The sequence below is a fragment of the Streptomyces sp. NPDC058052 genome, assembly GCF_042885515.1.
Taxonomy (GTDB): domain Bacteria; phylum Actinomycetota; class Actinomycetes; order Streptomycetales; family Streptomycetaceae; genus Streptomyces.
This window is the reverse complement of record NZ_JBHVRX010000003.1, coordinates 353,008-375,613: the sequence shown is the minus strand read 5'-3', so window position 1 is coordinate 375,613 and position 22,606 is coordinate 353,008. Positions and strand designations below refer to the sequence as shown.

General features: G+C 75.0%; 25 protein-coding genes. 14 read left to right on the top strand and 11 right to left on the bottom strand.

Translation table 11 applies throughout. The features are described 5' to 3' along the window. Positions 1-49: 49 nt before the first annotated feature. Genes ACFVU3_RS06380 through ACFVU3_RS06370 form a run of 3 tightly spaced genes read right to left on the bottom strand, consistent with a single transcriptional unit; the run spans position 50 to position 1,996 of the window. On the bottom strand, positions 50-592 hold the full coding sequence (locus tag ACFVU3_RS06380) for a Clp protease N-terminal domain-containing protein (RefSeq protein ID WP_390064165.1): 543 nt from the start codon (positions 590-592) through the stop codon (positions 50-52). After that, entirely contained in the window at positions 592-801 is a 210-nt protein-coding gene (locus ACFVU3_RS06375) for a helix-turn-helix domain-containing protein (RefSeq protein ID WP_383865982.1), read from the bottom strand. Before ACFVU3_RS06375 ends, ACFVU3_RS06380 begins: the two co-directional genes overlap by 1 nt. A 31-nt stretch (positions 802-832) precedes the next feature. Then, positions 833-1,996, bottom strand: coding sequence for an AMP-binding protein (locus ACFVU3_RS06370; protein WP_390064163.1), 1,164 nt, complete (start codon positions 1,994-1,996; stop codon positions 833-835). 155 nt (positions 1,997-2,151) lie between these two features. On the opposite strand from ACFVU3_RS06370, the gene ACFVU3_RS06365 reads away from it, so the two are divergent. Then, positions 2,152-2,634, top strand: a complete 483-nt coding sequence (locus ACFVU3_RS06365; protein WP_390064162.1) for a macro domain-containing protein — start codon at positions 2,152-2,154, stop codon at positions 2,632-2,634. A gap of 94 nt (positions 2,635-2,728) precedes the next feature. Further along, positions 2,729-3,229: a hypothetical protein gene (locus ACFVU3_RS06360; protein ID WP_390064160.1), complete on the top strand. Its 501-nt coding sequence runs from the start codon at positions 2,729-2,731 to the stop codon at positions 3,227-3,229. Between the two features lie 22 nt (positions 3,230-3,251). Here ACFVU3_RS06360 and sph read toward each other — a convergent pair whose 3' ends face one another. Further along, positions 3,252-4,235, bottom strand: coding sequence for a sphingomyelin phosphodiesterase (gene sph / locus ACFVU3_RS06355; protein WP_390064158.1), 984 nt, complete (start codon positions 4,233-4,235; stop codon positions 3,252-3,254). Between the two features lie 172 nt (positions 4,236-4,407). Here sph and ACFVU3_RS06350 point away from each other — a divergent pair, with 172 nt between their 5' ends. Both ACFVU3_RS06350 and ACFVU3_RS06345 read left to right on the top strand, forming a co-directional pair. Further along, positions 4,408-4,899 carry a hypothetical protein gene (locus ACFVU3_RS06350; protein WP_390064156.1) on the top strand — a complete coding sequence of 164 codons (492 nt, stop codon included), beginning with the start codon at positions 4,408-4,410 and terminating at the stop codon, positions 4,897-4,899. A 138-nt stretch (positions 4,900-5,037) separates the two neighbouring features. Next, positions 5,038-6,048, top strand: coding sequence for an oxygenase MpaB family protein (locus ACFVU3_RS06345; RefSeq protein WP_390064155.1), 1,011 nt, complete (start codon positions 5,038-5,040; stop codon positions 6,046-6,048). A 24-nt stretch (positions 6,049-6,072) separates the two neighbouring features. On the opposite strand, the gene ACFVU3_RS06340 is transcribed toward ACFVU3_RS06345, so the two are convergent. Continuing rightward, positions 6,073-7,608 (bottom strand): M1 family metallopeptidase, encoded by a 1,536-nt coding sequence (locus ACFVU3_RS06340; RefSeq protein WP_390064153.1) that lies wholly within the window; start codon positions 7,606-7,608, stop codon positions 6,073-6,075. Positions 7,609-7,830: 222 nt separating this feature from the next. Between ACFVU3_RS06340 and ACFVU3_RS06335 the strand changes: the two genes are divergently transcribed. After that, complete coding sequence (locus tag ACFVU3_RS06335; protein WP_390064152.1) at positions 7,831-9,141, top strand: M14 family zinc carboxypeptidase; 1,311 nt, start codon at positions 7,831-7,833, stop codon at positions 9,139-9,141. Positions 9,142-9,257: 116 nt separating this feature from the next. After that, positions 9,258-9,563, top strand: coding sequence for a hypothetical protein (locus ACFVU3_RS06330; RefSeq protein WP_390064150.1), 306 nt, complete (start codon positions 9,258-9,260; stop codon positions 9,561-9,563). 68 nt (positions 9,564-9,631) lie between these two features. Here ACFVU3_RS06330 and ACFVU3_RS06325 read toward each other — a convergent pair whose 3' ends face one another. Continuing rightward, positions 9,632-10,588, bottom strand: coding sequence for an NAD(P)/FAD-dependent oxidoreductase (locus tag ACFVU3_RS06325; RefSeq protein WP_390064148.1), 957 nt, complete (start codon positions 10,586-10,588; stop codon positions 9,632-9,634). A 52-nt stretch (positions 10,589-10,640) separates the two neighbouring features. On the opposite strand from ACFVU3_RS06325, the gene ACFVU3_RS06320 reads away from it, so the two are divergent. Genes ACFVU3_RS06320 through ACFVU3_RS06310 form a run of 3 tightly spaced genes read left to right on the top strand, consistent with a single transcriptional unit; the run spans position 10,641 to position 13,410 of the window. After that, the gene (locus ACFVU3_RS06320; protein ID WP_390064146.1) at positions 10,641-12,278 is read left to right on the top strand and encodes an ABC-F family ATP-binding cassette domain-containing protein; all 1,638 of its coding nucleotides are present in this window, start codon (positions 10,641-10,643) and stop codon (positions 12,276-12,278) included. Beyond that, a complete protein-coding gene (locus tag ACFVU3_RS06315; protein WP_390064144.1) occupies positions 12,278-13,009 on the top strand; it encodes a 2-phosphosulfolactate phosphatase in 732 nt (243 codons plus the stop codon). The genes ACFVU3_RS06320 and ACFVU3_RS06315 overlap by 1 nt, the downstream gene beginning before the upstream one ends. Beyond that, positions 13,006-13,410: a hypothetical protein gene (locus tag ACFVU3_RS06310; RefSeq protein WP_390064142.1), complete on the top strand. Its 405-nt coding sequence runs from the start codon at positions 13,006-13,008 to the stop codon at positions 13,408-13,410. Before ACFVU3_RS06315 ends, ACFVU3_RS06310 begins: the two co-directional genes overlap by 4 nt. Here ACFVU3_RS06310 and ACFVU3_RS06305 read toward each other — a convergent pair. Further along, entirely contained in the window at positions 13,364-13,789 is a 426-nt protein-coding gene (locus ACFVU3_RS06305; RefSeq protein ID WP_390064141.1) for a hypothetical protein, read from the bottom strand. The genes ACFVU3_RS06310 and ACFVU3_RS06305 overlap by 47 nt on opposite strands. A 98-nt stretch (positions 13,790-13,887) precedes the next feature. On the opposite strand from ACFVU3_RS06305, the gene ACFVU3_RS06300 reads away from it, so the two are divergent. Continuing rightward, positions 13,888-14,508, top strand: a complete 621-nt coding sequence (locus tag ACFVU3_RS06300) for a TetR/AcrR family transcriptional regulator (protein WP_390064316.1) — start codon at positions 13,888-13,890, stop codon at positions 14,506-14,508. A gap of 66 nt (positions 14,509-14,574) precedes the next feature. Here ACFVU3_RS06300 and ACFVU3_RS06295 read toward each other — a convergent pair whose 3' ends face one another. Both ACFVU3_RS06295 and ACFVU3_RS06290 read right to left on the bottom strand, forming a co-directional pair. Next, positions 14,575-17,028 (bottom strand): Tex family protein, encoded by a 2,454-nt coding sequence (locus ACFVU3_RS06295; RefSeq protein ID WP_390064139.1) that lies wholly within the window; start codon positions 17,026-17,028, stop codon positions 14,575-14,577. Between the two features lie 120 nt (positions 17,029-17,148). Next, on the bottom strand, positions 17,149-18,015 hold the full coding sequence (locus ACFVU3_RS06290; RefSeq protein ID WP_390064137.1) for a hypothetical protein: 867 nt from the start codon (positions 18,013-18,015) through the stop codon (positions 17,149-17,151). 198 nt (positions 18,016-18,213) lie between these two features. On the opposite strand from ACFVU3_RS06290, the gene ACFVU3_RS06285 reads away from it, so the two are divergent. Both ACFVU3_RS06285 and ACFVU3_RS06280 read left to right on the top strand, forming a co-directional pair. Beyond that, positions 18,214-19,200 carry a GlxA family transcriptional regulator gene (locus tag ACFVU3_RS06285; protein WP_390064135.1) on the top strand — a complete coding sequence of 329 codons (987 nt, stop codon included), beginning with the start codon at positions 18,214-18,216 and terminating at the stop codon, positions 19,198-19,200. 14 nt (positions 19,201-19,214) lie between these two features. Then, complete coding sequence (locus ACFVU3_RS06280) at positions 19,215-19,856, top strand: DJ-1/PfpI family protein (protein ID WP_390064133.1); 642 nt, start codon at positions 19,215-19,217, stop codon at positions 19,854-19,856. A 3-nt stretch (positions 19,857-19,859) separates the two neighbouring features. Here ACFVU3_RS06280 and ACFVU3_RS06275 read toward each other — a convergent pair whose 3' ends face one another. After that, positions 19,860-20,612, bottom strand: a complete 753-nt coding sequence (locus tag ACFVU3_RS06275; RefSeq protein WP_390064131.1) for an enoyl-CoA hydratase/isomerase family protein — start codon at positions 20,610-20,612, stop codon at positions 19,860-19,862. A 76-nt stretch (positions 20,613-20,688) separates the two neighbouring features. On the opposite strand from ACFVU3_RS06275, the gene ACFVU3_RS06270 reads away from it, so the two are divergent. Both ACFVU3_RS06270 and ACFVU3_RS06265 read left to right on the top strand, forming a co-directional pair. Further along, positions 20,689-21,354: an HdeD family acid-resistance protein gene (locus ACFVU3_RS06270; protein ID WP_390064130.1), complete on the top strand. Its 666-nt coding sequence runs from the start codon at positions 20,689-20,691 to the stop codon at positions 21,352-21,354. Positions 21,355-21,484: 130 nt separating this feature from the next. Then, the gene (locus ACFVU3_RS06265; protein ID WP_390064129.1) at positions 21,485-22,000 is read left to right on the top strand and encodes an ATP-binding protein; all 516 of its coding nucleotides are present in this window, start codon (positions 21,485-21,487) and stop codon (positions 21,998-22,000) included. Here the strand turns inward: ACFVU3_RS06265 and idi are convergent. After that, positions 21,966-22,598 (bottom strand): isopentenyl-diphosphate Delta-isomerase, encoded by a 633-nt coding sequence (gene idi, locus ACFVU3_RS06260; RefSeq protein WP_390064128.1) that lies wholly within the window; start codon positions 22,596-22,598, stop codon positions 21,966-21,968. The two genes, ACFVU3_RS06265 and idi, sit on opposite strands and share 35 nt — an antisense overlap. Positions 22,599-22,606: the final 8 nt, after the last annotated feature.

Below are 22,606 nucleotides of genomic sequence, written 5' to 3'. Positions count from 1 at the left end.
CAGTATTGCTGTCTCACCAGCGCTGTAAAAGACCCTGGAGCGTGCGCCCTCAGCGCGGGGCGGGGGCGGCGAGCGCCGCGTCGACCGCCGCGTAGGTCACGCCGTGGTCGGCCAGGGCCTCGGCGACGACCCCGCCGGTGGTGGTGAGGGCGAGGAGCAGGTGCTCGTCGCCGATCTCGCGGTCCTTGCGGGCCAGCGCCACCCGGAGCGACTTCTCCAGGACGGTCTTCGCCTCACGGGAGAAGGTGCGGCGGCCGGAGGCCCCGCGGCCGCCGGAGAGGGCCCCGGCCCCGTGGGTCTCCTCGACGCGGTCGACGATCGCGCCGACGTCGATGCCGAGGTCCGCCAGGGCCTCCGTGTCCGCCCGGGAGAGCCCGGCCCGGCGGCGGGCGTCGGAGAGGGCGGCGAGCAGGGACGGGCGGCGGTCCGGCGGGCAGAGCCGGCCGAGCGCGCCCGCCGCGCGGGTGTCCTCGCGGTCGAGCAGGGCCAGCAGGAGGTGCTCCGGGGTGACGGTCCCGGCGCCGTCGCGCTCCGCGTGCTCGGCGGCGCCCTTCACCACGGCCCGCGCGGCCTTCGTGAAGCGTTCGAACATCACTGCCTCCCGTACTTCTTGTGGACGGCCTGCCGGCTGACGCCCAGCTCGGTCGCGATCTCCTGCCAGGACCAGCCCTGGTCGCGCGCGCTGCGCACCTGGACGGCCTCCAGTTGTTCCAACAGCCGCCGGAGGGCGGAGACGGCCCGCAGTCCGACCCGTGGGTCGCGGTCGCCGGCCCGTGCGGCGAGATCGGTCGCATCGGTCATGCTGTCAATGTAGGTTGACAGATGGAAGGTGTCAACCCTGGTTGACGAGGAGTCCGCCGTCCTCCGTCCGGCGGGCGCGCAGCCCGGTCCGCAGGAAGCCGTCCGGCGTGAAGGCGCGGGCGTCCGCGTCCGGTGCGCGGTAGTAGCCGCGCGGCACGGACGGCCCCCGGGCCAGCAGCTCGCCCTCGGGCGCGTCCGTGCCGTCCGCGCCGACGACCCGGAACTCGTCGTCGGGCGTCAGCGGCCGCCCCTCGACGAGGACCACGCCCTCGGCGAGCGCGACGACCCGCCGCGAGTCCGCCCCGTCGGCCCGGACGAGACGCGCGCCGCCGCCCTCCGGGGCCGCGCGGTCCGGCGCGACCGTCACCCGCTCCTCCCCGCCCCCGCCCAGCACGACCGTGCCGCCGACCGCCAGGGTGCCCACGACGCCGGGGCAGCCCAGCGAGAGCGGCGACCCGGCGGGGGAGACGGCGAGCAGCACGTCGTCCTCGCCCAGCGACACCGCCGCCGCGGCCGCCCGCGCCTGGTGGGCGTAGTCGTCGTGGGTGCGCGGCACGAGCAGCCGCTCCCCCGGCCGCCCGGAGAGCAGCAGGAGGGCCACGTCGGCGGAGCTCCGCGCGAGCGCGGGCCCGGGCGGCGCGTCGACCGCGCCCAGCGGGAAGTACAGGCACCCCGCCGAGTCCGCCGCCAGCCCGCCGTACGGCGAGGCGCCGCCCGGCTCGTCCAGGGTGAACACCCGCCGCAGGAACGGGCTCCGCGCCGCGATCCCCTCGGCGGCCGCGCGCCGGTCCTCCCCGCCGTACGAGGACAGCCCCACGTACCCGGCGGCCTCGGTCAGCCGGACCAGCCGCTCCACGTCCTCGCTCGGGTGGGCGACCGGGCAGACCACCGGCACCGCCTCGGCCCGCATCAGCGCGAAGAGCACGGCCACGAACTCGGGGACGTCCGGCAGCCGCACGACGACCCGCTGCCGGGGGGCGATCCCGCGCAGCCGGAACCCGGCGGCCGTCCGGTCCACCCACCGGTTCAGCCGCGCGTACGTCAGCCGCTGCCCGCCCCCCACGAGCGCGGTCCGCGGCCCGTGCTCCAGCGCCCACCCCCGCAGCAGGTTGTCCAGGGTGTTGCCGCGCCAGTACCCGGCCGCCCAGTACCGGTCGACGAACTCCTCGGGCCAGGGCGTGACGCCGTCGAGCATGCTGCCCTCACTTCCTCGAACCCCGCGCGATCATGACTCCCGCGATCCAAGGCCGCCGCCGGCCCCGGCACAACCCGCCGACCCCACCACCCCGCCCCCGCCCCCTGGTCGGAACCTCCAACCCCGCTGTCGGACCCACCCCCTACGGTGAGCGCATGACGGAGATCGCATACGTGCGCGGCGACGCCACCGCGCCCCAGGGGAAGGGCGTCCGGATCGTCGCCCATGTCTGCAACGACCTGGGCGGCTGGGGCAAGGGCTTCGTCCTCGCCGTCTCCCGGCGCTGGCCGGAGCCCGAGGCGGCGTACCGCCGCTGGCACCGGGAGCGGGCGACGAACGACTTCGGGCTCGGCGCGGCCCAGTTCGTCCAGGTCTCGCCCTGCCTCTGGGTGGCGAACCTGGTGGGCCAGCGAGGGATCCGCACCGGCCGGAGCAGCGGTGTCCCCGTGCGGTACGAGGCGATCGGCACCGCCCTCGGCCTGCTGGCGGACCGGGCGGTCGAGCTGGGGGCCTCGGTCCACATGCCCCGGATCGGCTGCGGTCTCGCGGGCGGCACCTGGGACCGGGTGGAGCCGCTGGTCCGGGAGCGGCTGTCGGCACGGGGCGTAGCGGTCACCGTGTACGACTTCGGCGCGTAAGGGGCCGGGAGCGGGGGCGGGGGCGGCGGGCCGCCCCCAGGGGGTTTAGAGTCGGCGGCCGGTCCGCGTCGGCGGGCGGGAACAGGGGAGTGGGATGTACGCGCAACTCAGGGAGACCGCTTCGGAATTGGCCGGAGTCCTGTGGCGGGAGCACACGGTGTACCGGGAGCGGGGCGGTGGCGTGGTGATCCGGAACGAGCACGTGGAACGGTGGATCAGCCTCGCGCCGACGGGCGGCAAGGACCGGGCGCTGCTGCGGGCCGGCCGGCTGCTCGACGGGGGGACCACGGCCCCGGCCCGTACCGAGGTCGTGGTGGACCTGACGGCGCCGGTCTCCGAGCTGGCCACCGTCTGCCGGCGGATGCTCGCCGAGGTCGCCGCGGCGGCGGAGCCGGACGCCGGACCCTCGCGCGCCGGGCGGCCCGCCGCGCCCCGGCGGCGGCCGGAGAAGGCCCGGGAGGCCGGGGCGCGCCGAGCCGGGGAGCGGAGGGGCGGGGGCCGGCACACGAGCGCCGGCTCCTGGCTGGTGCTGGTGCTGGTCGGCATCGCCGTGGCCGCCTGGGCGTACTCCGCCTTCGGCGGCCCCGGCTACTGACCCGCGGGCCCGGGAGGCCGGCTCAGAAGCCGGTCACCGGGTAGTGGTCGGAGAGGTTGGTGTACGTGTACGACGTGCCCCAGCTGGAGACCGTCCACGGCGCGGTCGACTCCAGGACGACGTGGTTGGTCCAGTTCGCCGGGCGGGCGTGGCCGGCCCGGTGGAGGACGTAGTCCAGGTCCTCGCGCGGGTCGTCCGGGTAGCGGTCCGCCGCGATCGAGTTCAGCTCGGTGTCGAAGGAGTAGGGGTGGCCGGTGCGGGCGTCCGTGCCGGCCAGCCCCGCGTCGGCGAGCATCGAGGCGTACTCGGGGGTGTGGGAGTCGACGTTCATGTCGCCCGCGACGATCACCTGCTCGCCCGCCGGGATGTTCTTGGCGTCGAGGAAGGCGTCCATCGCCTTGAACTGGCGGCTGCGCATCTGCGCCGCCTCGCCCGCCGAGCAGCCCGGGTCGGTGGACTGGGCGTGGGTGCCGACGACGTGCACGCGGGTGCCGTTCACGTCGAGGACCGCGTAGGCGAAGCCCTTGTTCGAGAACCAGTCGGCGCCGCAGGCGTCCTTGTAGACGTACTGCTCCTTGCGGACGATCGGCCACTTGCTGAGGATCGTCACGCCGCCGTCCTCGGGAGTGGTGGCCGAGTAGGCGCCGCCGGTGGCGTCCCAGCCGCTCTTGGAGCGGCCCACGACGGGCGTCTGGTGGGGGTAGGACGTGGCGGCGTTCGCCCGGAGCGCGTCCGAGGAGGAGTTGTCGAACGCCTCCTGGATCACCACGACGTCCTGGCCCTGGAAGAACGGGGCCGCGGGGATCGCCCGGGCCCGGTGGTCCTGTCCCCAGTTCGGGTAGAGGGTCTTGCTGAAGAGGAAGGCGTTGTAGGTGAGCACCTTCAGGCGGGGCGTCTCGGCCGCCGGGGCGGCGGAGGCGGCGGGGGCGGTCGCCGCCAGGCAGGCGGCGGCGAGCGCCAGCGGCACGGCGACACCGGGGATGCGGCGGAACGCGCTGAGGGACACGTGAACTCCCGACGAGTGGTGGGGGGTTGGACTCGGCGCGGGCCATACAACCAGTCGTAGTTACCTTCCGGTAGCCTTCAGGTGCCGGGAATCTTGCCCGCGTCGTACGAGCGCGCCAACGATCGCCCGGGTGTACGATTCGCCGCTTCCGGGACCAGGTAGAATGCGCGCCATGACGACCCTCGCCTCCAACGCCAAGATCTTCGACATGGACCTCGGTCCGCTCAACCCCGTCTGGGCTGAGCTCATCCTCGGCTTCGCCGTGTTCTTCCTGACCTTCTTCTTCCTTGCGAAGGTCATCCTCCCGAAGATCAAGCGGACGATCGAGCTGCGCGAGGACGCGACCGAGGGCGCCACCGGCCGCGCCGACGACCTGCGCGCCGAGGCCGCCGACATCCGCGCCCAGTACGAGGCCGAGCTGGCCGAGGCCCGCCACGAGGCCGCCCGGATCCGCTCCAAGGCCGTCGAGGAGGGCTCCGCCGCCATCGCCGCCGCCCGCGCCGAGGGCCAGGCCGAGCGCGACGCCATCCTCACCGCCGGCACCGCGAAGATCGCCGCCGAGCGCGACGCCGCCGAGCGCGAGCTCAACGCCGACGTCGACGCCTGGGCCCACGCCCTCGCCGGCCGCATCGTCGGCGAGCCGGTCGGCGCCGACCGCGCCTGACCGCGACCGCACGCACATCACCACGCCGGGGCCGTTCCCGGGGCGAGAGCCCTGGGAGACGGCCCCGGCGTCGTCGTCAGGAGCGGAGGGTGCACCCTGGAGGGGCGGCCACCGAGGCGAGAGGCAGGGGGACCCCGTATGAGCACCAGCGGCGAGGCCACGACGGGCCCGGCGGGCCCCTCCGGCACCGGAGCACGCACCGGCGGCGGAGCACGCACCGGACCCGGAGCCGGGACCGGCGCCGACGGCGGAGCCGGGACCGGAGCGGGGACCGGAGCCGGCGCGGGCGCCGCCCGGCCGTCGGCCGACCCCGTGCCGCCGCCCGTCGGCGGCGTGCTGTGGAGCGTCGCCGGTGACGTCCGCGCGCTCCTCATGCTCCCGGCCGCCCTCACCATGCAGGTCGCCCACCCCGCGATCGGCGCGGGCGTCGACGACCACTCCGTCTTCCGCACCGACCCCTGGGGACGCGGCGAGCGCTCGCTGCGCTCCGTCCAGCTCTGGGTGTACGGGGGCGACGCGGCCGCCGCCGAGGGGCGCCGGCTGCGCAGGCTGCACCGCGACATCCAGGGCACCGACGCGCACGGGCGCCGCTACCACGCCCTCACCCCGGCCTACTACGCCTGGGTCCACGCCACCGGCTACCCCGTCTACCGGCACGGCCTCGCCCTGCTCCACCGCCCCCTCACCGAGGCCCAGGACCGCAGGCTGTACGCCGAGTGGCTCCAGGTCGGCCGGATCCTCGGCATCCACGACCGGGACATGCCCCAGACCGTCGAGGAGTTCTGGCCCTACTACCGCAAGGTCCTCGCGGAGGAGCTGGAGGCCACCGCCGTCGTCCGCGAGCTCCTCGACCCGGACGCCCCCGTGCCCGCCCCCGACCGGGGCCCGCTCCCGCTCCGGCTCGCGCTCCGCCCGCTCTGGCCGCTGCTCCGCCGCCCCTTCCAGCGGATCCGCGCCTTCCTCACCGTGGGCCTGATGCCGCCGGACGCCCGCGCGGCCATCGGCCTGGAGTGGACGCCGGAGCAGGAGCGCCGGCTGCGCCGCCTCGCCCGGATCGTGCGGGCCGTCGTCCCGGTCCTGCCCGAGCGGCTGCGCTATCTGCCGCTCGCCCGGCGCGCCCGGGAGGCCGCCCGTCGCGCGGGGCGCTGACGGACGGCCTCCCGGGGCGGTGGCTCAGTGGTCCTCGTGGTCGTGGACCGTGTTCGTCGCGGCGATCTTCTTCCACGACTTCGGCGGGACGGGCTTCGACCGGACGGTCTTCGCCGGGGCGGCGTCCGTGCCCGCCGCCCGCGCCGCGGGGGCCGCGGCCGGCGAGGGGCCGGCGGCCGGCTTGGACGGCTCGTACAGCCAGGTGTCGAAGAGCGCCGCCAGCGGCTTGCCGGAGACCTGCTCCGCGTACCGGACGAAGTCCGCGACCCGCGCGTTGCCGTGCGCGAACCGCTGCGGCCAGCCCTTGAGGATCGCGAAGAAGTCCTCGTCGCCGATCTCGTTCCGCAGCGCCTGGAGCGCCAGCGCGCCCCGGTCGTAGACGGCGATGTGGAACTGGTCGTCCGGACCCGGGTCGCCCGGCTTCACCGTCCAGAACGGGTCCTCGGCCGTGCGCGTGGCGTACACGTAGTCCGCCAGCTCCTGGGCCGTGCCCTCGCCCTCCTTCTCCGACCACAGCCACTGGCTGTAGCGGGCGAAGCCCTCGTTGATCCAGATGTCCTTCCAGTCGCGCACCGAGACGCTGTCGCCGTACCACTGGTGGGCCAGCTCGTGCACGACCACCGACACGTTCGCGCCGTTGGCGAACTGGCGAGGGCTGTAGAACGGCCGGGTCTGCGTCTCCAGCGCGTAGCCGCTGGTCACGTTCGGCACGTAGCCGCCGAGCGCGTTGAAGGGGTACGGGCCGAAGACCCCCTCCAGCCACTCCGCGACCTCGGCGGTCCGCTCGATCGAGGCGCGGGCCGCGCCCGCGTTGTCGCCGAGGTCCTTGCTGTACGCGTTGAGGACGGGCAGTCCGTTCGCCGTCCGGTCCGTCGTGATGTCGAACTTCCCGACCGCGAGCGTGGCCAGATAGGTCGCCTGCGGCTTGTTGGAACGCCAGTTGAAGCGGGTCCAGCCGAGCCGGGAGGACTGCGACTGGAGCACGCCGTTGCTGATCGCCTGGGTGCCGTCCGGCACCGAGACGGACACGTCGAAGGTGGCCTTGTCGCGCGGGTGGTCGTTGGACGGGAACCACCAGGCGGCCGAGTCCGGCTCCTGCGCGGCGACGCCGCCGTCCGGGGTGCGGTGCCAGGCCGACCAGCCGTCGACCTTGAACTCGGACGGCTTGCCGGCGTACCGGACCACCACCGTGACCTGCTTGTTCTTCGGCAGCGGCACGGCCGGGACGATCTCCAGCTCGTGCGCCCCGGTCGCGGTGAACTTCGCGAGCCGGCCGTCGACCCGCACCTCGCTCGCCTTCAGGCCGAGGTCCAGGTTGAACCGGGAGAGGTTCTGCGTGGTCGTCGCCAGGATCGTCGCCGTGCCCTCCAGGAGGTCGGTCGACGGCTGGTACTTCAGGCGCAGGTCGTAGTGGGAGACGTCGTAGCCGCCGTTGCCGCTGGCGGGGTAGTAGGAGTCGCCGATGCCCGGCGCGCCCGGGACGTAGTCGGCCGCCGATGCCGGGATCGCCAGCAGCAGCGAGGCCGCGAGGGCGCTCGGAACGATGAATCTGCGGTGCACGGGTGTTCTCCAAATCGTCGGCAACGTAAGAGACGTAAGACGCGTGGGTGGGCGTCGGTCCTTAGTTCGTACGCTTCGGACTCTATGAACCACGCGACGCAGCGTCACGTAAAGGGCGCGTCCCGTCACATGATCGCCATTCGGCCGACATGAACCGCCGGTTCACCCGTTTCCCGCACACGGTCTTCCGCCCCGCCCGGCGCGGCGAGTACGTTCCCGCCCATGCCGATGCGATTCCGTGCCGCACGCCGCGTCCTGGCCCTCGCCGCCGGGACCGCCGTGCTCGGACTGCCCCTCGTCGCCCTCCCGGCGAAGGCGGCCGGCCCGACCGGGCCGCCGGCCCCGCCCCGGACCGGGTTCGAGACGAGCGGCGGCGCCCGCTGGACCACGGACGCGGAGGAGCGGGACTTCCTCGCCGCCGTCGACCGGGGCAGCGACCGGGTCACGGTCACCGCCATCGGCACCACCGAGCAGGGCAGGCCGCTGCGGCTCGCCGCCCTGGGCCCCGCGCGCGGCGCCACCACCGTCCTGCTCGTCTGCGGCCAGCACGGCGACGAACCCGCGGGCCGGGAGGCGTGCCTCACCACCGTCCGCGACCTCGCCCACACCCGCGACCCCGCCGCCCTGCGCCTCCTCGCCCGCACCACCCTCCTCGTCGTGCCCAACGCCAACCCCGACGGGCGCGAGGCCGACACCCGGGGCAACGCCGCCGGCGTGGACGTCAACCGCGACCACCTCGCCCTGCGCACCGCCGAGGCCCGCGCCCTCGCCGCCGTCCTGCGCGACCGGCGGCCCGACCTCGTCCACGACCTCCACGAGTACGGCGCCACCCCCGGCTACTACGACAAGGACCTGCTCGCCCTCTGGCCGCGCAGCCTCGACACCGACGCCCGCGTCCACGCCGAGTCCCGGACCCTCTCCGAGGAGTACGTCCGCCCCGGCGCCGGCCGCGCCGGGTACACCCACGGCGTCTACGGCATCTGGACCGACCCCCTCACCGGACGTCCGGTGCGGCAGGTCGCCGGCGACGGCCAGGAGCGCATCCTGCGCAACACGGCCGGGATCAAGCACATGGCCGCGCTCCTCGCCGAGACCCGGGAGGACCCGCTCGGCGAGGCGGAGGAGCGCGACCCGGCGCTCAACCAGCGGCGCAGGGTCGCCACCCACCTCACGGCCCTGGAGGACGTCTTCGGGTACGTGTCCGAGCGCCGCGGCCCGCTCGCCGCCGCCTCCGCCGCCGCCCGTCTCGCCGGGCTGGCCGACCGGGGCCCGGTCTACCTCGGCGGCGCCGACAACGACCCGCCCGAGCCCGCCGAGATCCTCGCCGACCCGCCCTGCGGCTACCGCCTCGACGCCGCGCAGTTCGCCGAGGCGGGCGACGAACTCGCCCTGCACGGGGTGAAGGCGATCCGTCACCCCGACGGCGGCGCCTTCGTCCCGCTGCGCCAGTCCCAGCGACCGCTCGTCCCGCTGCTCCTCGACGGCCGGGCGACCTACCACCTCGTCAGTGGGCGTCCTGTGGAGGCGTGTTGACGATCGGGTGGATTCGGCGGGTCGTGTCCGATCGGTCCTTTCGCTCCAGGTAAAGTTACCGATCGGTACTGACCATGCCTCATCCGGTCCCGCACGGACCCGACTTGGAGAAGCACATGCACCACGCGACGCGCGCGCGCCGCATCCTGCCCGCCCTGTTCACCACGACGCTGCTGGCCGGGGGCCTGCTGCTCGGACAGGCGGCCGCCGCCCCGACGGCCGAGGCGGCACCGCACCGCACCTGCAACGTCAAGCAGTTGAGGAGCCAGGCCCAGGACGAGCGCGACCGGGGAGCGCAGCTCAAGCGCCTCGGCGCCCGCGAGGAGTCCCGCCGGGCCTACGCCCGCGCCGCGGCCCTGGACACCCGCGCCAAGCAGTGCGAGCGCGCCGACGAGATCGTCGCGCCGCCCATCTGGAAGTGACCGGCGGCGGGACCTCCCGCCCCCGGGCCGAAGGCCCCCGTCCCCTCAGGGCGGGGGCCTTCGGCCGTTCAGCCCGTCACCAGCTCCGCCGCCCGCAGCGCGCAGCCCCACGCCACCGTGACCCCGGCGCCCCCGTGGCCGTAGTGGTGCACCAGGCGGGTGCCGTCCGGCAGCCGCTCCGCCTCGATGCGCACCCCGCCGGAGCGGGACGGGCGCAGCCCCACCCGGTGGCCCAGCACCCGGGCCCCGGCGATCTCCGGCCGGATCCGGGCGCACCGCTCCACGATCCGCGCCGCCGTCGCCGGATCGGGCGCCAGGCCCTCCGCCCCCTCCTCCGCGGTCCCGCCGAGGACGAGCCGCCCCGGCTGCGGGAAGAAGTACGTGGTCTCCGCGGCCCCCGCGTCCGCCGCCGTGAACCACTCCGCGATCCCCGGGTTCTCCACCAGCACCAACTGCCCCCGCACCGGCCGCAGTCCGTCGTCCCGCGCCAGCTCCCGCGCGGCCAGACCCGTGCAGTTCACTACCACGGGCGCCGCCGAGGCCGGCTCCGCCCACCCCCGTGCCGTCCGCCGCTCGACCACCCCGCCCGCCGCCTCCAGACGCGTCCGCAGCCAGGCCAGGTGGACCGGCATGTCGATCAGTGGAAGGCGGGCCGCGAGCCCGGTGGCGTACGGCCCCGGGACCTCGCCCGCGGCCAGCTGCCGCAGCCCCTCCACCCGGGCCGCCCAGGCGCCGAGGCCGTCGAGGACCGTGTCGGCGTGGACGCCCGCCACCCACCGCACCCCGGTCGCCTCCGGCGCCCCGGCCAGCTCCCCGTACACCCGCAGCGACTCCAGCGCCCAGGCCCCGGCCTCCTCCGCCGGCTCGATCCGGTACGGCCACCACAGGGCGCCGGCCACCGCCGAGGTCGTCTCCTCCGCCGCGTCCCGGGACCAGACCCGTACCCGCAGGCCCCGCTCCGCCAGCGTCACCGCCGTCGTCAGCCCGACGACCCCGCCGCCCACCACGATCACGTCGCTGTCCATGCCCGGACCGTACCCGGACGACCCCCGGCGCCCACGTAGGATGCGTGGTCTGATGACTGCCACTCTCGTCGCCAAGGACCTCGCCGCCGGCCACGGCGAACGCACCCTCTTCGCCGGGCTCGACCTCGTCGTCGCCCCCGGCGACGTCATCGGCCTCGTCGGCGTCAACGGCGCCGGCAAGTCCAGCCTGCTGCGGCTGCTCGCCGGGCTCGACGCCCCCGAGGAGGGCGAGGTCCGGCTCTCCCCGCCGACCGCGAACGTCGGCCACCTGCCGCAGGAGCCCGAGCGGCGCGCGGGCGAGACCGTCCGGGAGTTCCTGGCCCGCCGCACCGGCGTCGCCGCCGCCCAGGCCGCGATGGACGAGGCCACCCAGGGCCTGGTCGACGGCACCCCCGGCGCCGACGACGCCTACGCGACCACCCTGGAGCGCTGGCTCGACCTCGGCGGCGCCGACCTCGACGAGCGCGCCGAGGAGGTCGCCGCCTCCCTCGGCCTCACCGTCGGCCTCGACCAGGCGATGACCGGCCTCTCCGGCGGCCAGGCCGCCCGCGCCGGCCTCGCCTCCCTCCTCCTCTCCCGCTACGACGTCTTCCTCCTCGACGAGCCGACCAACGACCTCGACCTGGACGGCCTGGAGCGGCTGGAAGCCTTCGTGAAGAGCCTGCGGGCCGGCACGGTCGTCGTCAGCCACGACCGCGAGTTCCTCACCCGCACCGTCACCAAGGTCCTCGAACTCGACCTCGCCCAGCAGCAGATCACCCTCTACGGCGGCGGCTACGACGCCTACCTGGAGGAGCGGGCCACCGCCCGCCGGCACGCCCGCGAGGAGTACGAGGAGTACGCCGACAAGAAGTCCGCCCTGGAGAGCCGGGCGCTCATGCAGCGCAACTGGATGGACAAGGGCGTCCGCAACGCCCGCCGCAAGGCGGGCGACAACGACAAGATCGGCCGCAAGCTGCGCGGCGAGTCCAGCGAGAAGCAGGCCGCCAAGGCCCGCCAGACCCAGCGCATGATCGAACGCCTCGACGTCGTCGACGAGCCCCGCAAGGAGTGGGAGCTGCGGATGGAGATCGCCGCCGCGCCCCGCTCCGGCTCCGTCGTCGCCACCCTCAGGGACGCCGAGGTCCGCCGGGGCGACTTCTCCTTCGGGCCGGTCTCGCTCCAGATCGACTGGGCCGACCGGGTCGCCGTCACCGGGGCCAACGGCGCCGGCAAGTCCACCCTGCTCGCCGCCCTCCTCGGCCGCCTCCCGCTCGACTCCGGCCACGCCGTCCTCGGCTCCGGCGTCGTCGTCGGCGAGGTCGACCAGGCCCGCAAGCTCTTCCACGGCACCGAGACCCTCCTCGACGCCTTCTGCGCCGCCGTCCCCGACACCGAGCCGGCCGACGTGCGCACCCTGCTCGCCAAGTTCGGCCTCAAGGCCGAGCACGTGCTGCGCCCCGCCACCACCCTCTCCCCGGGGGAGCGGACCCGCGCCGCCCTCGCCCTCCTCCAGGGCCGGGGCGTCAACCTCCTCGTCCTCGACGAGCCGACCAACCACCTCGACCTGCCCGCCATCGAGCAGCTGGAGTCCGCCCTCGACTCCTACGAGGGCACGCTGCTCCTGGTCACCCACGACCGCCGGATGCTCGACGCGGTCCGCGTCGACCGGCGCGTCGAGGTCGCCGACGGCAAGGTCACCGAACTCTGATGGGCGTCGCCTTCGGCTGGGGGCCCGTCGAGGCACGGGCCCTCGCCCCGGCCGCGGCCTGCCTGGTCGTCGTCGACGCGCTCTCCTTCACCACCGCCGTCGGCGTCGCCGTGGAGCGCGGCACGGCCGTGCTCCCGTACCGCTGGAGGGACGCCACGGCCGCCCCGTACGCGCGCGAGCGGGACGCCACCCTCGCCGTCGGGCGCCGGGAGGCCACCCCGGACCACCCCTGGTCGCTCTCCCCGGCGGCACTGCGCACCGCCCCCGCGCCGGCCCGGCTGGTCCTGCCGTCGCCGAACGGCTCCACCATCGCCGCCGGGGCGGGCGGGGCGACCGTCGTCGCCGCCTCCCTGCGCAACCGCACCGCCGTCGCCCACTGGCTCGCCCGCCACGGGTACGGCTCCGGCGAGCGGCCCCTCGCCGTGATCGCCTCCGGCGAGCGGTGGCCGGACGGCTCGCTGCGTCCCGCCCTGGAGGACCACCTGGGGGCCGGCGCGGTCCTCGACGCCCTGCGCGCCCTCGCGCCGGGGCTCCACCTGACCCCGGAGGCGACCGCGGCGGCCACGCTGTGGGCGGCGACGGACGACCCGGCCGCCGCCTTGCACGGCTGTGACTCGGGCCGTGAACTGTACGAGTACGGCTATCCCGAGGACGTGGCCGTGGCCGCCGAGATCGACGGCTCCACGACCGTGCCGGTCCTCGTGGACGGCGCATTTACGGAGGCACCATGACCGACGACAGCGTGACCCGGCTCCTCGCGATGCTGGACGACCTCGACGCGGACGTCGACGCCACGATCGACCTCGCCGACGAGATCGCGGCCGGCGGCGACCGGGCGCTGCTGCCGCGCCTGGAGTCCGAACTGGACCGGGCCGTCGCCGAACGCAACGGCTACGCCCGCGAACTCCTCGGCGGCGTCCTCGCCGCCGTCGGCGGCCCGGACACCCTCCCGGTGCTCGTCCGGGCCTCGGCCGCCGACCTCGGCGACGACCAGGACGGCCTCGCCACGGAGATCGTCGACCTCGTCCAGGCCGACCCGAAGACCGCCGAGCGCGTCCTGCGGCCGCTCGCCGGGGACGACGACCTCACGATCGCGAACCGGGCCGACTGGGCGCTGCGCTTCCTGCCGTGACCCCCGCGGCGGCGGGGCCGGCCGCGAGCAGCGCGGCGAACGCGAGCGGAGCCACCGCCTGGTAGCCGACCCACAGCTCGCCGCCGGACCCGCCGCCGCGCCACGCCACCAGGGCACCCGCCGCCGCGGCGAGCGCCCACCCGCCGTCGTAGGCCGCCATCAGCGGCAGGTGCCTCCGGAGCGGCCGGCGGCGCAGCAGGGCGAGCTCGACGGCGCCGCCGAGGAGCAGGGCGGCGCCGGCGGCGGCGCACAGCGGGCCGGGCACGCCGAGCAGCCGGCCCGCCGGGGCCGCTCCGGCGAGGAAGGCGCCGCCGAGCAGCACCTTCACGATCCCGTCCGCGACGATCCCCGCCGCCATGACGCCCCGTGCCTTCTCCATCGCCGTCTCCCCTCGGTCGGTGGTGCGTGTCGGTGATTGCGTGTGGGTGGTGCGCGCCGAATCCGTAATCCGGTTACTAGAATAACGGGATGACGAGAATGACGAGAGCGGAGTCCAAGGAGCGCAACCGCCGCGCCCTGCTGGACGCGGCGGGCGAGCTCGTCGCCAGGGACGGCCACCGGGCCCGGCTGGACGAGATCGCCGAGCGGGCCGGGCTGACCACCGGCGCCGTCTACTCGCTGTTCGGCAGCAAGAGCGGCCTCGTGATCGCCCTCGTCGCCGACCGGCTCGGGCCGTACTACGAGGAGCTCGGACGGGCGGTGCCGGACGGCGCCGACCTCCTCGGCGCCGTGGACGCCCTCGCCCGCCACCACCGCCGCGGCTGGGACGCCCCCGAGGCGCGGGCCGCCGTCGTCCTCCAGATCACCCTGCTCGACATGGCGCTGCGCGACGCCGCCCTCGGGGAGCGGCTCGCCGTCGCCGTCCGGGAACAGGACGCGCACCTCGCCGCCCTGCTCACCGGCAGGCGGCACCGGGACGGCACCGTCACGAAGGAGCGGGCGCGGCAGCTCGCCCTCGCCCTCCGGGCGCTCCTCGTCGGCCTCGGGCAGGGCGTCGTCCTCGGCCTGGCGCCCGGCGCGGACGAGGAGCACGTCGCCGCCGCGGCCCGGGCCCTGGCCGGGGCCGCCTTCCCGGAGCCCGCCGGCGCGCGGGACTGACCGGGCGGACCACGCACGACGCCCCCGGCGCCGCGGAGAGCGGCACCGGGGGCGTCCGTCACGGGGTCAGCGGCGCTTGCCGCCGCCCTCGCCGAGCAGACCCGCCTTCCGGAGGGCGTCCGCCATCGCGCTGTTCGCGGGCGCGGCGGCCTGGCCCCGGCCCTGCCCCTGGCCCTGGTTCTGGCCCCGGCCCTGCCCCTGGGCGCGACCCTGGCCCTGTCCCTGGCCACGGCCCTGACCGCGGTCGCGGCCCTGGCCGGCCTGGCCGCCCTGGCGCTGCTGAGGCGGCCGGCCGCCCCGCTCGCGCCGCTGCCCGCCGGGGGCGTTCGCGCCGTCGGCGCCGTCCGCGGCCGCCTCGTCGTCGAGCCGCAGCGTCAGCGAGATCCGCTTCCGCGGGATGTCGATGTCGAGCACCTTCACCTTCACCACGTCACCCGGCTTCACCACGTCCCGGGGGTCCTTCACGAAGGTCCTCGACATGGCCGAGACGTGCACCAGGCCGTCCTGGTGCACACCGACGTCCACGAACGCGCCGAACGCGGCCACGTTCGTCACCACGCCCTCCAGGACCATCCCCGACACCAGGTCGCCGATCTTCTCGACGCCCTCCTTGAAGGTGGCCGTCCTGAAGGCCGGGCGCGGGTCGCGGCCCGGCTTCTCCAGCTCCCGCAGGATGTCGGTGACGGTCGGCAGGCCGAAGGAGTCGTCGACGAAGTCGGCCGGCCGCAGCGACCGCAGCGTGCCGGTGTCGCCGATCAGCGCGGCGACCTCGCCGCCCGTGGTCTTCGCCATCCGCCGCACCACCGGGTACGCCTCCGGGTGCACCGAGGAGGCGTCCAGCGGGTCGTCGCCGCCTCGGATGCGCAGGAAGCCCGCGCACTGCTCGTACGCCTTCGGGCCGAGCCGGGCCACGTCCTTCAGCCCCTTGCGGGAGCGGAAGGGGCCGTTGGTGTCGCGGTGCGCCACGATGTTCTCGGCGAGGCCGGCGCTGATCCCGGAGACCCGCGAAAGCAGCGGCGCGGAGGCGGTGTTGACGTCCACGCCGACACCGTTCACACAGTCCTCGACCACCGCGTCGAGCGAGCGCGACAGCTTCGTCTCGGCGAGGTCGTGCTGGTACTGGCCCACGCCGATCGACTTCGGGTCGATCTTCACCAGCTCGGCCAGCGGGTCCTGGAGGCGGCGGGCGATCGACACCGCGCCGCGCAACGACACGTCCAGGCCAGGGAGTTCCTGCGAGGCGAAGGCGGAGGCCGAGTACACCGAGGCGCCCGCCTCCGAGACCATCACCTTCGTCAGGCCCAGCTCGGGGTGCTTCGCCAGCAGTTCGGCGGCGAGCTTGTCGGTCTCGCGGGACGCCGTGCCGTTGCCGATCGCGACCAGCTCGACCGCGTGCTCCTTCGCGAGCCGCGCCAGCTTCGCCAGCGACTCGTCCCACCTGTTGGCCGGGACGTGCGGATGGATCGTGTCGGTGGCGACGACCTTGCCGGTCCCGTCGACCACCGCCACCTTCACCCCGGTACGGAAACCGGGGTCGAGGCCCAGCGTCGCCCGGGTGCCCGCCGGGGCGGCGAGGAGCAGGTCCCGCAGGTTCGCCGCGAAGACCCGGACCGCCTCGTCCTCGGCGGCCGTCCGCAGCCGCAGCCGCAGGTCGATCCCGAGGTGCACCAGGATCCGGGTGCGCCAGGCCCAGCGGACCGTGTCCTGGAGCCACTTGTCGCCCGGGCGCCCCCGGTCGGCGATGCCGAAGCGGCCGGCCACGATCGGCTCGTACGACGAGGGCCCGTCCGTGGCCTCCTCCGGCTCCAGGTCCAGGCTGAGCACGTCCTCCTTCTCGCCGCGCAGCATCGCGAGGATCCGGTGCGAGGGCAGCTCGGTGAACGGCTCGGCGAAATCGAAGTAGTCGGCGAACTTCGCGCCGTCCTGCTCCTTGCCCTCGCGGACCTTCGCCGCGAGCCGGCCCCGCACCCACATGCGCTCGCGCAGCTCGCCGATGAGGTCGGCGTCCTCGGAGAACCTCTCGGTGAGGATCGCCCGCGCGCCCTCCAGGGCCGCCGGGGCGTCCGCCACGCCCTTGTCCGCGTCGACGAAGGCGGCCGCGGCGGCGGCCGGCTCCACCGACGGGTCGGCCAGCAGCCCCTCGGCCAGCGGCGCGAGCCCGGCCTCGCGGGCGATCTGCGCCTTGGTGCGCCGCTTCGGCTTGAACGGCAGGTAGATGTCCTCCAGGCGCGCCTTGGTGTCGGCGGCGAGGATCCGCGCCTCCAGCTCCTCGGTGAGCTTGCCCTGCTCGCGCACGGAGTCGAGGACGGCGGTCCGCCGGTCCTCCAGCTCGCGCAGGTAGCGCAGCCGCTCCTCCAGGGTGCGCAGCTGCGCGTCGTCGAGCGTCTCGGTCGCTTCCTTGCGGTAGCGCGCGATGAACGGCACGGTGGAGCCGCCGTCGAGCAGCTCGACCGCCGCCCTCACCTGTCGCTCGCGTACGCCGAGCTCCTCGGCGATCCTTGCTTCGATGGACGTGGTCACGGTGTCCCGACTCGCCTTCTCGTGCCTGCTGCTTGCGACAAGCATTCTGCCGGGTCGGTCACCCGTACGCGGCAACCGACCCGTCCCCGCGCGCCGCGGGCCGCGGGGCGCCCGGCCGGCTCAGCCCTTGCCGACGAGGTCCGCGGGGAAGGCGCCCGAGCCCGCGGCGGCGATCAGGAAGCCGCGGCCCAGCTCGGTGAGCCGCTCCACGCCGGCCGCGCCCAGGTGCTCGTACGGGGCGGCGTCCAGGCGGTCGGTGGTCTCCTCCAGCTCCTCCCGCAGCCGGACCCCGGCCTCCGTCAGCTCGCCGTCCGCGTCGAGCAGCCCGCGCCCGCGCAGCCGGTCCCGGGCGGCCTCCCAGTCGGCGCGGCCCCAGCCGCGGGTGCCGAGGACCCAGCGCGGCGCCATGCCCTTGCCGGTGGCGGTGTGCGAGGCGAGCGCCTCGACGGGGTCGAGCCCGGAGGAGAGCAGGGCCGCCAGGTGGCCGTCGCCGCGGTGCTCGCGCAGCAGGGTCGCCGCGTGCCAGTAGGCGAGGTGCGGCTCCTCGGGGACCGGCAGGTCGGCGTTGGCGGAGTAGAGCGGGCGGGCGTGCCGGGTACACGCCTCGGCGGCCTTCAGGGCGAGACCGGCGGCCTCGGCCATCTCGGGGGAGGCGACGGCCTCCTCTCCGAGCAGCCGGCGCAGGGTGGCGTCGGCGGTCCGCAGCCGGGCGTCGAGGACGGCGGCGGGGGAGGCGGTGTCCCAGGCGGCCGGCAGGTGCCGGGAGAGCAGCTCGTGGCGGTAGTTGTAGAAGGTCGCGGCGACCGTGCCGGCGCCGACGGCGCCGAGCGGGGCGCTGCGGGCGGCGAGCCGCATGGCGGCCGGGTCGGTGAAGCCGAGCGCGCCGAACTCCCGGTCCAGGTCGGGGGAGAAGTACAGCGTCGAGTGGAGCGGGTTCAGGGCGTTGTGGCAGCGGCGCCCGGCCCGCGGCGGCAGCGAAGTCGTCATGACACCAGAACCTAACCGACTGCTTGGTACGGAGGGAACGCCCCCCTGCCCCTCTCCCGCGCCGGACGGCGGAACGGACGGGGAGGCCCCCGGGGCGGGAGAGGGCGGAGCACCCCCGCCCGCCGCCCCGCCCCCATGGCAGAAAAGGTGGGGTCGTCGTCCTTGCCGCCATCCCCGGCGGACGCGAAGGATGGAGCCATGACCCCGCGCCCCGTCCTCGTCGTCCTCTTCGACGGCGTGCAGAGCCTCGACGTCACCGGCCCCGTCGAGGTGTTCCACGCCGCCGCCTGGGCCTCGGGTGCCGAGGAGGACCCGTACCCGATCCGTACCGCCTCCCTGGACGGCGGACCGGTCCGCACCAGCAGCGGCCTGCGGATCCTCCCCGACACCGGGCTGGAGGAGGCCGTCGCCGGCGGACCGCCGCACACCCTCGTCGTCCCCGGCGGCGAGGGCACCCGGGGCACCGATCCGGCCCTCGTCGACTGGCTGCGCGTCCACGGTCCGCGCGCCGAGCGGCTGGTCTCGGTCTGCACCGGGGCGCTGCGGCTCGCCGAGGCGGGTCTCCTCGACGGGCACCGGGCCACCACCCACTGGATCGCCTGCGAGCACCTCGCCCGCCGCCACCCGGCGGTCGACGTCGACCCGGAGCCGATCTTCGTCCGGGACGGCCGGATCGCCACCTCTGCGGGCGTCACCGCCGGCATCGACCTGGCCCTCGCGCTCGTCGAGGAGGACCTGGGCCGGGAGGCGGCCCTCGCCATCGCCCGGATGCTCGTGGTCTTCCTCCGCAGACCCGGCAACCAGGCGCAGTTCAGCGCCCAGCTCGCCGCCCAGACCGCGCGCCGCGAACCGCTGCGCGACGTCCAGGCATGGATCGCCGAGCACCCGGACGGCGACCTCTCGGTCGAGCGGCTCGCCGCCCGGGCGCGGCTCTCGCCCCGGCACTTCGCCCGCGCCTTCCGCGCCGAGACCGGGGTCACCCCGGGCCGCTACGTCGAACGGATCCGCCTCGAACACGCCCGCAGGCTCCTGGAGGAGACCAGCCACGGCGTCGAGGAGGTCTCCCGCGCCGCCGGCTACGGCACGCCCGAGGCGATGCGCCGCGCCTTCACGAAGGCGCTCCGCACCGCCCCGGTCGACTACCGCCGCCGATTCCACTCACCCGTCACCGGACCCGTCAGCTGAAAGGCACGCCAGCCATGCAGATCGCCATCCTGCTCTTCGAGGGCTTCACCTCGCTCGACGCCGTCGGCCCGTACGAGATCCTCTCCCGGCTCCCCGGGGCGGAGACCGTCTTCGTCGCCAAGGAGGCGGGCCCGGTCCGCAACGACCAGGGCAGCCTCGCGCTCTCCGCCGACAAGTCCCTCGCCGACGTCCCCCGCCCGGACATCGTCCTCGTCCCCGGCGGCCCCGAGACCCGGAAGGCCGCGCACGACCCGGAGATCCAGGAGTGGCTCCGCACCGCCGACGCCACCAGCACCTGGACCACCTCGGTCTGCACCGGCTCGCTCCTGCTCGCCGCCGCCGGGCTCCTCTCCGGCCGCCGCGCGACCACCCACTGGCTGGCCTTCGACGAACTGCGCGAGCTGGGCGTCGAGCCCACCGGCGAGCGGGTCGTCTTCGACGGCAAGTACGTGACCGCCGCCGGCGTCTCCTCCGGCATCGACATGGGCCTGCATCTGCTCGGCCGGATCGCCGGCGACGAGGCCGCCATGACGGTCCAGCTGCTCACCGAGTACGACCCCCAGCCCCCGTACGACGCCGGCTCCCCGCTCAAGGCCCCCGCCCACCTGGTGGAGCGGTGGCGCGGTGTGGCGACCGAGGAGCTGCCCCAGGGCTGACCCTCAGAGCCCGTAGGTGAAGCGGGGCGCCCGGCGCTCCAGGAAGGCGGCGACACCCTCCGCGGTGTCGCCGCTGCCGTGCGCCTGCGCCGTCCAGTGCGCGTCCCGGTCGAGGCGCCCGTCGGAAAACTCCTTGGCCGCGGCCTGGGTGAGCAGCGACCGCGAGGCGAGGATCCGGCAGAACTCCTCGACCCGCTTCGCCAGTCCCTCCGCCGGGTGCACCTCGTCCACGAAGCCGGTCCGCAGGGCCCGTTCGGTGTCGATCAGCTCGCCGGAGAAGAGCAGGTATTTGGCGGTCGCCGGGCCCACCAGGGCGGTGAGCCGCCGGGTGGAGGAGGACGGGTAGACGATGCCCAGTTTCGCCGGGGTGATCCCGAAGAGGGTGCCCTCCGCGGCGAACCGCAGGTCGCAGGCGCCGGCCAGCTGGCTGCCGCCGCCGACGCAGTAGCCGCGGACGGCGGCGAGGGTCGGCTTGGGGAAGGCGGCGAGCGCCTCCTCGGCGCGGACCGCCAGTGCCTGCTGCTCGTCGCCGGGTTCGCGCAGCGTCGAGATGTCGGCGCCGGCGCAGAAGGTGTCGCCCGCGCCGGTCAGCACCAGGACCCGGACGGCGGGGTCGGCGGCGAGGCGGTCGAGCACGCCGGGCAGCGACCGCCACATCCCGGCCGTCATGGCGTTGCGCTTGGCCGGGTTGGTGATGACGAGGGTCGCGACCCCGTCCGTGACGGTGTCGACGAGGCGGGGCTCCACGGTCTCCATGGGCCGGATGCTATCCACCGGTGCCGAACGTACGATCAGGAAGGGGTCGTCAGGCAGCCGTGAGGAGGCAGGCACGATGGCCAAGGAGTCCCGGGACGACGGCCTCGATCCCGTGCAGGAGATGGCCCGTGAGGGGAAGAAGCTCGGCCGGAGCTTCGGCTGGCTCGCCGCGCTCGGCGTGATCCTCGTGATCTGCGGCGTCGTGGGCCTGGTCTACACCGGGCTCGCCACCCTCACGTCCATGTGGCTCTTCGGCTGGCTGCTCCTGATCGGTGGCCTGGTGGGTCTCCTCCAGGCGTACTCGTCGAGGGGCACCAGCTACTTCTGGCTGGCGGCGGTGGTGGCGGCGGTGAACCTCGCGGCCGGCTGCGTGGTCCTCCGTCACCCGGAGGGCTCCGCCGAGGCGCTGACGATGTTCGCCGCCCTGCTCTTCCTCACCGGCGGGGTCTTCCGGCTGGTCGGCAGCGTGGTGGTGCGCGGCCCGCAGTTCGGCTGGACGCTGCTCCAGGGCGCCTTCGGGGTGCTGCTCGGCCTGCTGGTGCTCTTCGACTGGCCGGACAGCAGCCGGTACGTTCTCGGGGTCTTCTTCTCGCTGGCGCTGCTCTTCGACGGCCTGGGGCTGATCGCGATCGGTGTCGGTGGCCGGCGGATCATCGGCCTGGTCACCCCGCAGCCGGAACCGGCCACGGGACCGCCCCCGGCGCCTCCCGCGGAAAAGGAACAGGACCAGTCGAACAACTGACGTCGGCATACTCCACCGATCAGAAGGTGGTCGATAAGTGTCGACTTCTGGTCAGTAGGTCGGGAGACCCCTCCGGATTGCCAAGACTCGCAGTGTGGCGAGAATCGAGCACGAGGGTGGGAACCGGATCATGGATGCCCGCGGAGGTGTCCCCGCCCGGCCACCGTCCTACGAAGGAGTCTGGCGCTTCACCGCTCCCGCGGTCGACGTCTCCGTCCCCCAGGCCCGGCACGCGGTACGCGACCTGCTGGCCCGCCAGGGAGTCCCGGTCCACGAGGACATCAAGGACGGACTGTTGCTGATCGTCTCCGAGCTGGTCACCAACGCCGTGCGGCACGCGGCGCTGCTCTCCCCGGAGATAGCGGTCGAGGTGGCCATCGGGCCGGAGTGGGTGCGGGTGTCCGTCGAGGACAACCACCCCTACCGGCCCAAGGCGCTGGAGGCCGACTACGGCCAGACCGGCGGCAGAGGGCTGCACCTGGTGAAGGAGATCGCGCTGGAGAGCGGCGGCGCCTGCGACGTCGAGCACACCGCGGGCGGCGGCAAGATCATCTGGGCGGCGCTGCCCCTGGCCCCGATGGCACCGGGGCCGGGGACGGCGGACGGCCGGGTCACCAGCCCCCGGCAGGACCCGTCAGCTCCCTGATCGCGGGACGCGCCGCGTCGAGCACCGTCATGAACCAGGCGGAGAACGGCGCGGCCGCGTGCCGCTCGGCCAGCTCGGCCGGGGTGACGAAGGCGTACTCGCCGATCTCCTCCGGGTCCGGCCGCGGCGTCGCCTGCACCAGGCCGACGAAGAGGTGGTTGAACTCCTGCTCCACCAGGCCCGAGGCCGGGTCCGGGTGGTTGTACCGGACGGTGCCGGCCTCGCCCATCAGGGTGGGGGAGACGCCGAGCTCCTCGAAGGTGCGCCGGGCGGCCGCCGCGAACGGCGCCTCGCCCGGGTAGGGGTGGCCGCAGCAGGTGTTCGACCACACGCCGGGGGAGTGGTACTTGCCGAGCGCCCGGCGCTGGAGCAGCAGTCGTCCCTCCTCGTCGAAGAGGAAGACCGAGAACGCGCGGTGCAGCTGCCCGGGGGCCTGGTGGGCGGCGAGCTTCTCCGCCGTACCGATGGTGTTCCCGGCCTCGTCGACCAGTTCCAGCATGATCGGCTCCGGGGTGACGGACGGCTCCACGCCGTTCGACGAGAGCTTCGACGCAAGCCCCGGCGCGATCGCGGCCGCGGTGCCCTGTGTGGTCGGCATACCCATCC

Bases quoted from the DNA above. Each gene is read 5' to 3' on its own strand.
- ACFVU3_RS06335 (WP_390064152.1), top strand. From the start codon at position 7,831: ATGCCGATGCGATTCCGTGCCGCACGCCGCGTCCTGGCCCTCGCCGCC.
- ACFVU3_RS06350 (WP_390064156.1), top strand. From the start codon at position 4,408: ATGACGACCCTCGCCTCCAACGCCAAGATCTTCGACATGGACCTCGGT.
- ACFVU3_RS06310 (WP_390064142.1), top strand. From the start codon at position 13,006: ATGACCGACGACAGCGTGACCCGGCTCCTCGCGATGCTGGACGACCTC.
- ACFVU3_RS06325 (WP_390064148.1), bottom strand. From the start codon at position 10,588: ATGGACAGCGACGTGATCGTGGTGGGCGGCGGGGTCGTCGGGCTGACG.
- ACFVU3_RS06300 (WP_390064316.1), top strand. From the start codon at position 13,888: ATGACGAGAGCGGAGTCCAAGGAGCGCAACCGCCGCGCCCTGCTGGAC.
- ACFVU3_RS06375 (WP_383865982.1), bottom strand. From the start codon at position 801: ATGACCGATGCGACCGATCTCGCCGCACGGGCCGGCGACCGCGACCCA.
- idi (WP_390064128.1), bottom strand. From the start codon at position 22,598: ATGCCGACCACACAGGGCACCGCGGCCGCGATCGCGCCGGGGCTTGCG.
- ACFVU3_RS06320 (WP_390064146.1), top strand. From the start codon at position 10,641: ATGACTGCCACTCTCGTCGCCAAGGACCTCGCCGCCGGCCACGGCGAA.
- ACFVU3_RS06315 (WP_390064144.1), top strand. From the start codon at position 12,278: ATGGGCGTCGCCTTCGGCTGGGGGCCCGTCGAGGCACGGGCCCTCGCC.
- ACFVU3_RS06270 (WP_390064130.1), top strand. From the start codon at position 20,689: ATGGCCAAGGAGTCCCGGGACGACGGCCTCGATCCCGTGCAGGAGATG.
- ACFVU3_RS06370 (WP_390064163.1), bottom strand. From the start codon at position 1,996: ATGCTCGACGGCGTCACGCCCTGGCCCGAGGAGTTCGTCGACCGGTAC.
- ACFVU3_RS06345 (WP_390064155.1), top strand. From the start codon at position 5,038: ATGAGCACCAGCGGCGAGGCCACGACGGGCCCGGCGGGCCCCTCCGGC.
- ACFVU3_RS06330 (WP_390064150.1), top strand. From the start codon at position 9,258: ATGCACCACGCGACGCGCGCGCGCCGCATCCTGCCCGCCCTGTTCACC.
- ACFVU3_RS06380 (WP_390064165.1), bottom strand. From the start codon at position 592: ATGTTCGAACGCTTCACGAAGGCCGCGCGGGCCGTGGTGAAGGGCGCC.
- ACFVU3_RS06285 (WP_390064135.1), top strand. From the start codon at position 18,214: ATGACCCCGCGCCCCGTCCTCGTCGTCCTCTTCGACGGCGTGCAGAGC.
- ACFVU3_RS06280 (WP_390064133.1), top strand. From the start codon at position 19,215: ATGCAGATCGCCATCCTGCTCTTCGAGGGCTTCACCTCGCTCGACGCC.
- ACFVU3_RS06365 (WP_390064162.1), top strand. From the start codon at position 2,152: ATGACGGAGATCGCATACGTGCGCGGCGACGCCACCGCGCCCCAGGGG.
- ACFVU3_RS06360 (WP_390064160.1), top strand. From the start codon at position 2,729: ATGTACGCGCAACTCAGGGAGACCGCTTCGGAATTGGCCGGAGTCCTG.
- ACFVU3_RS06290 (WP_390064137.1), bottom strand. From the start codon at position 18,015: ATGACGACTTCGCTGCCGCCGCGGGCCGGGCGCCGCTGCCACAACGCC.
- ACFVU3_RS06265 (WP_390064129.1), top strand. From the start codon at position 21,485: ATGGATGCCCGCGGAGGTGTCCCCGCCCGGCCACCGTCCTACGAAGGA.
- ACFVU3_RS06275 (WP_390064131.1), bottom strand. From the start codon at position 20,612: ATGGAGACCGTGGAGCCCCGCCTCGTCGACACCGTCACGGACGGGGTC.
- ACFVU3_RS06305 (WP_390064141.1), bottom strand. From the start codon at position 13,789: ATGGAGAAGGCACGGGGCGTCATGGCGGCGGGGATCGTCGCGGACGGG.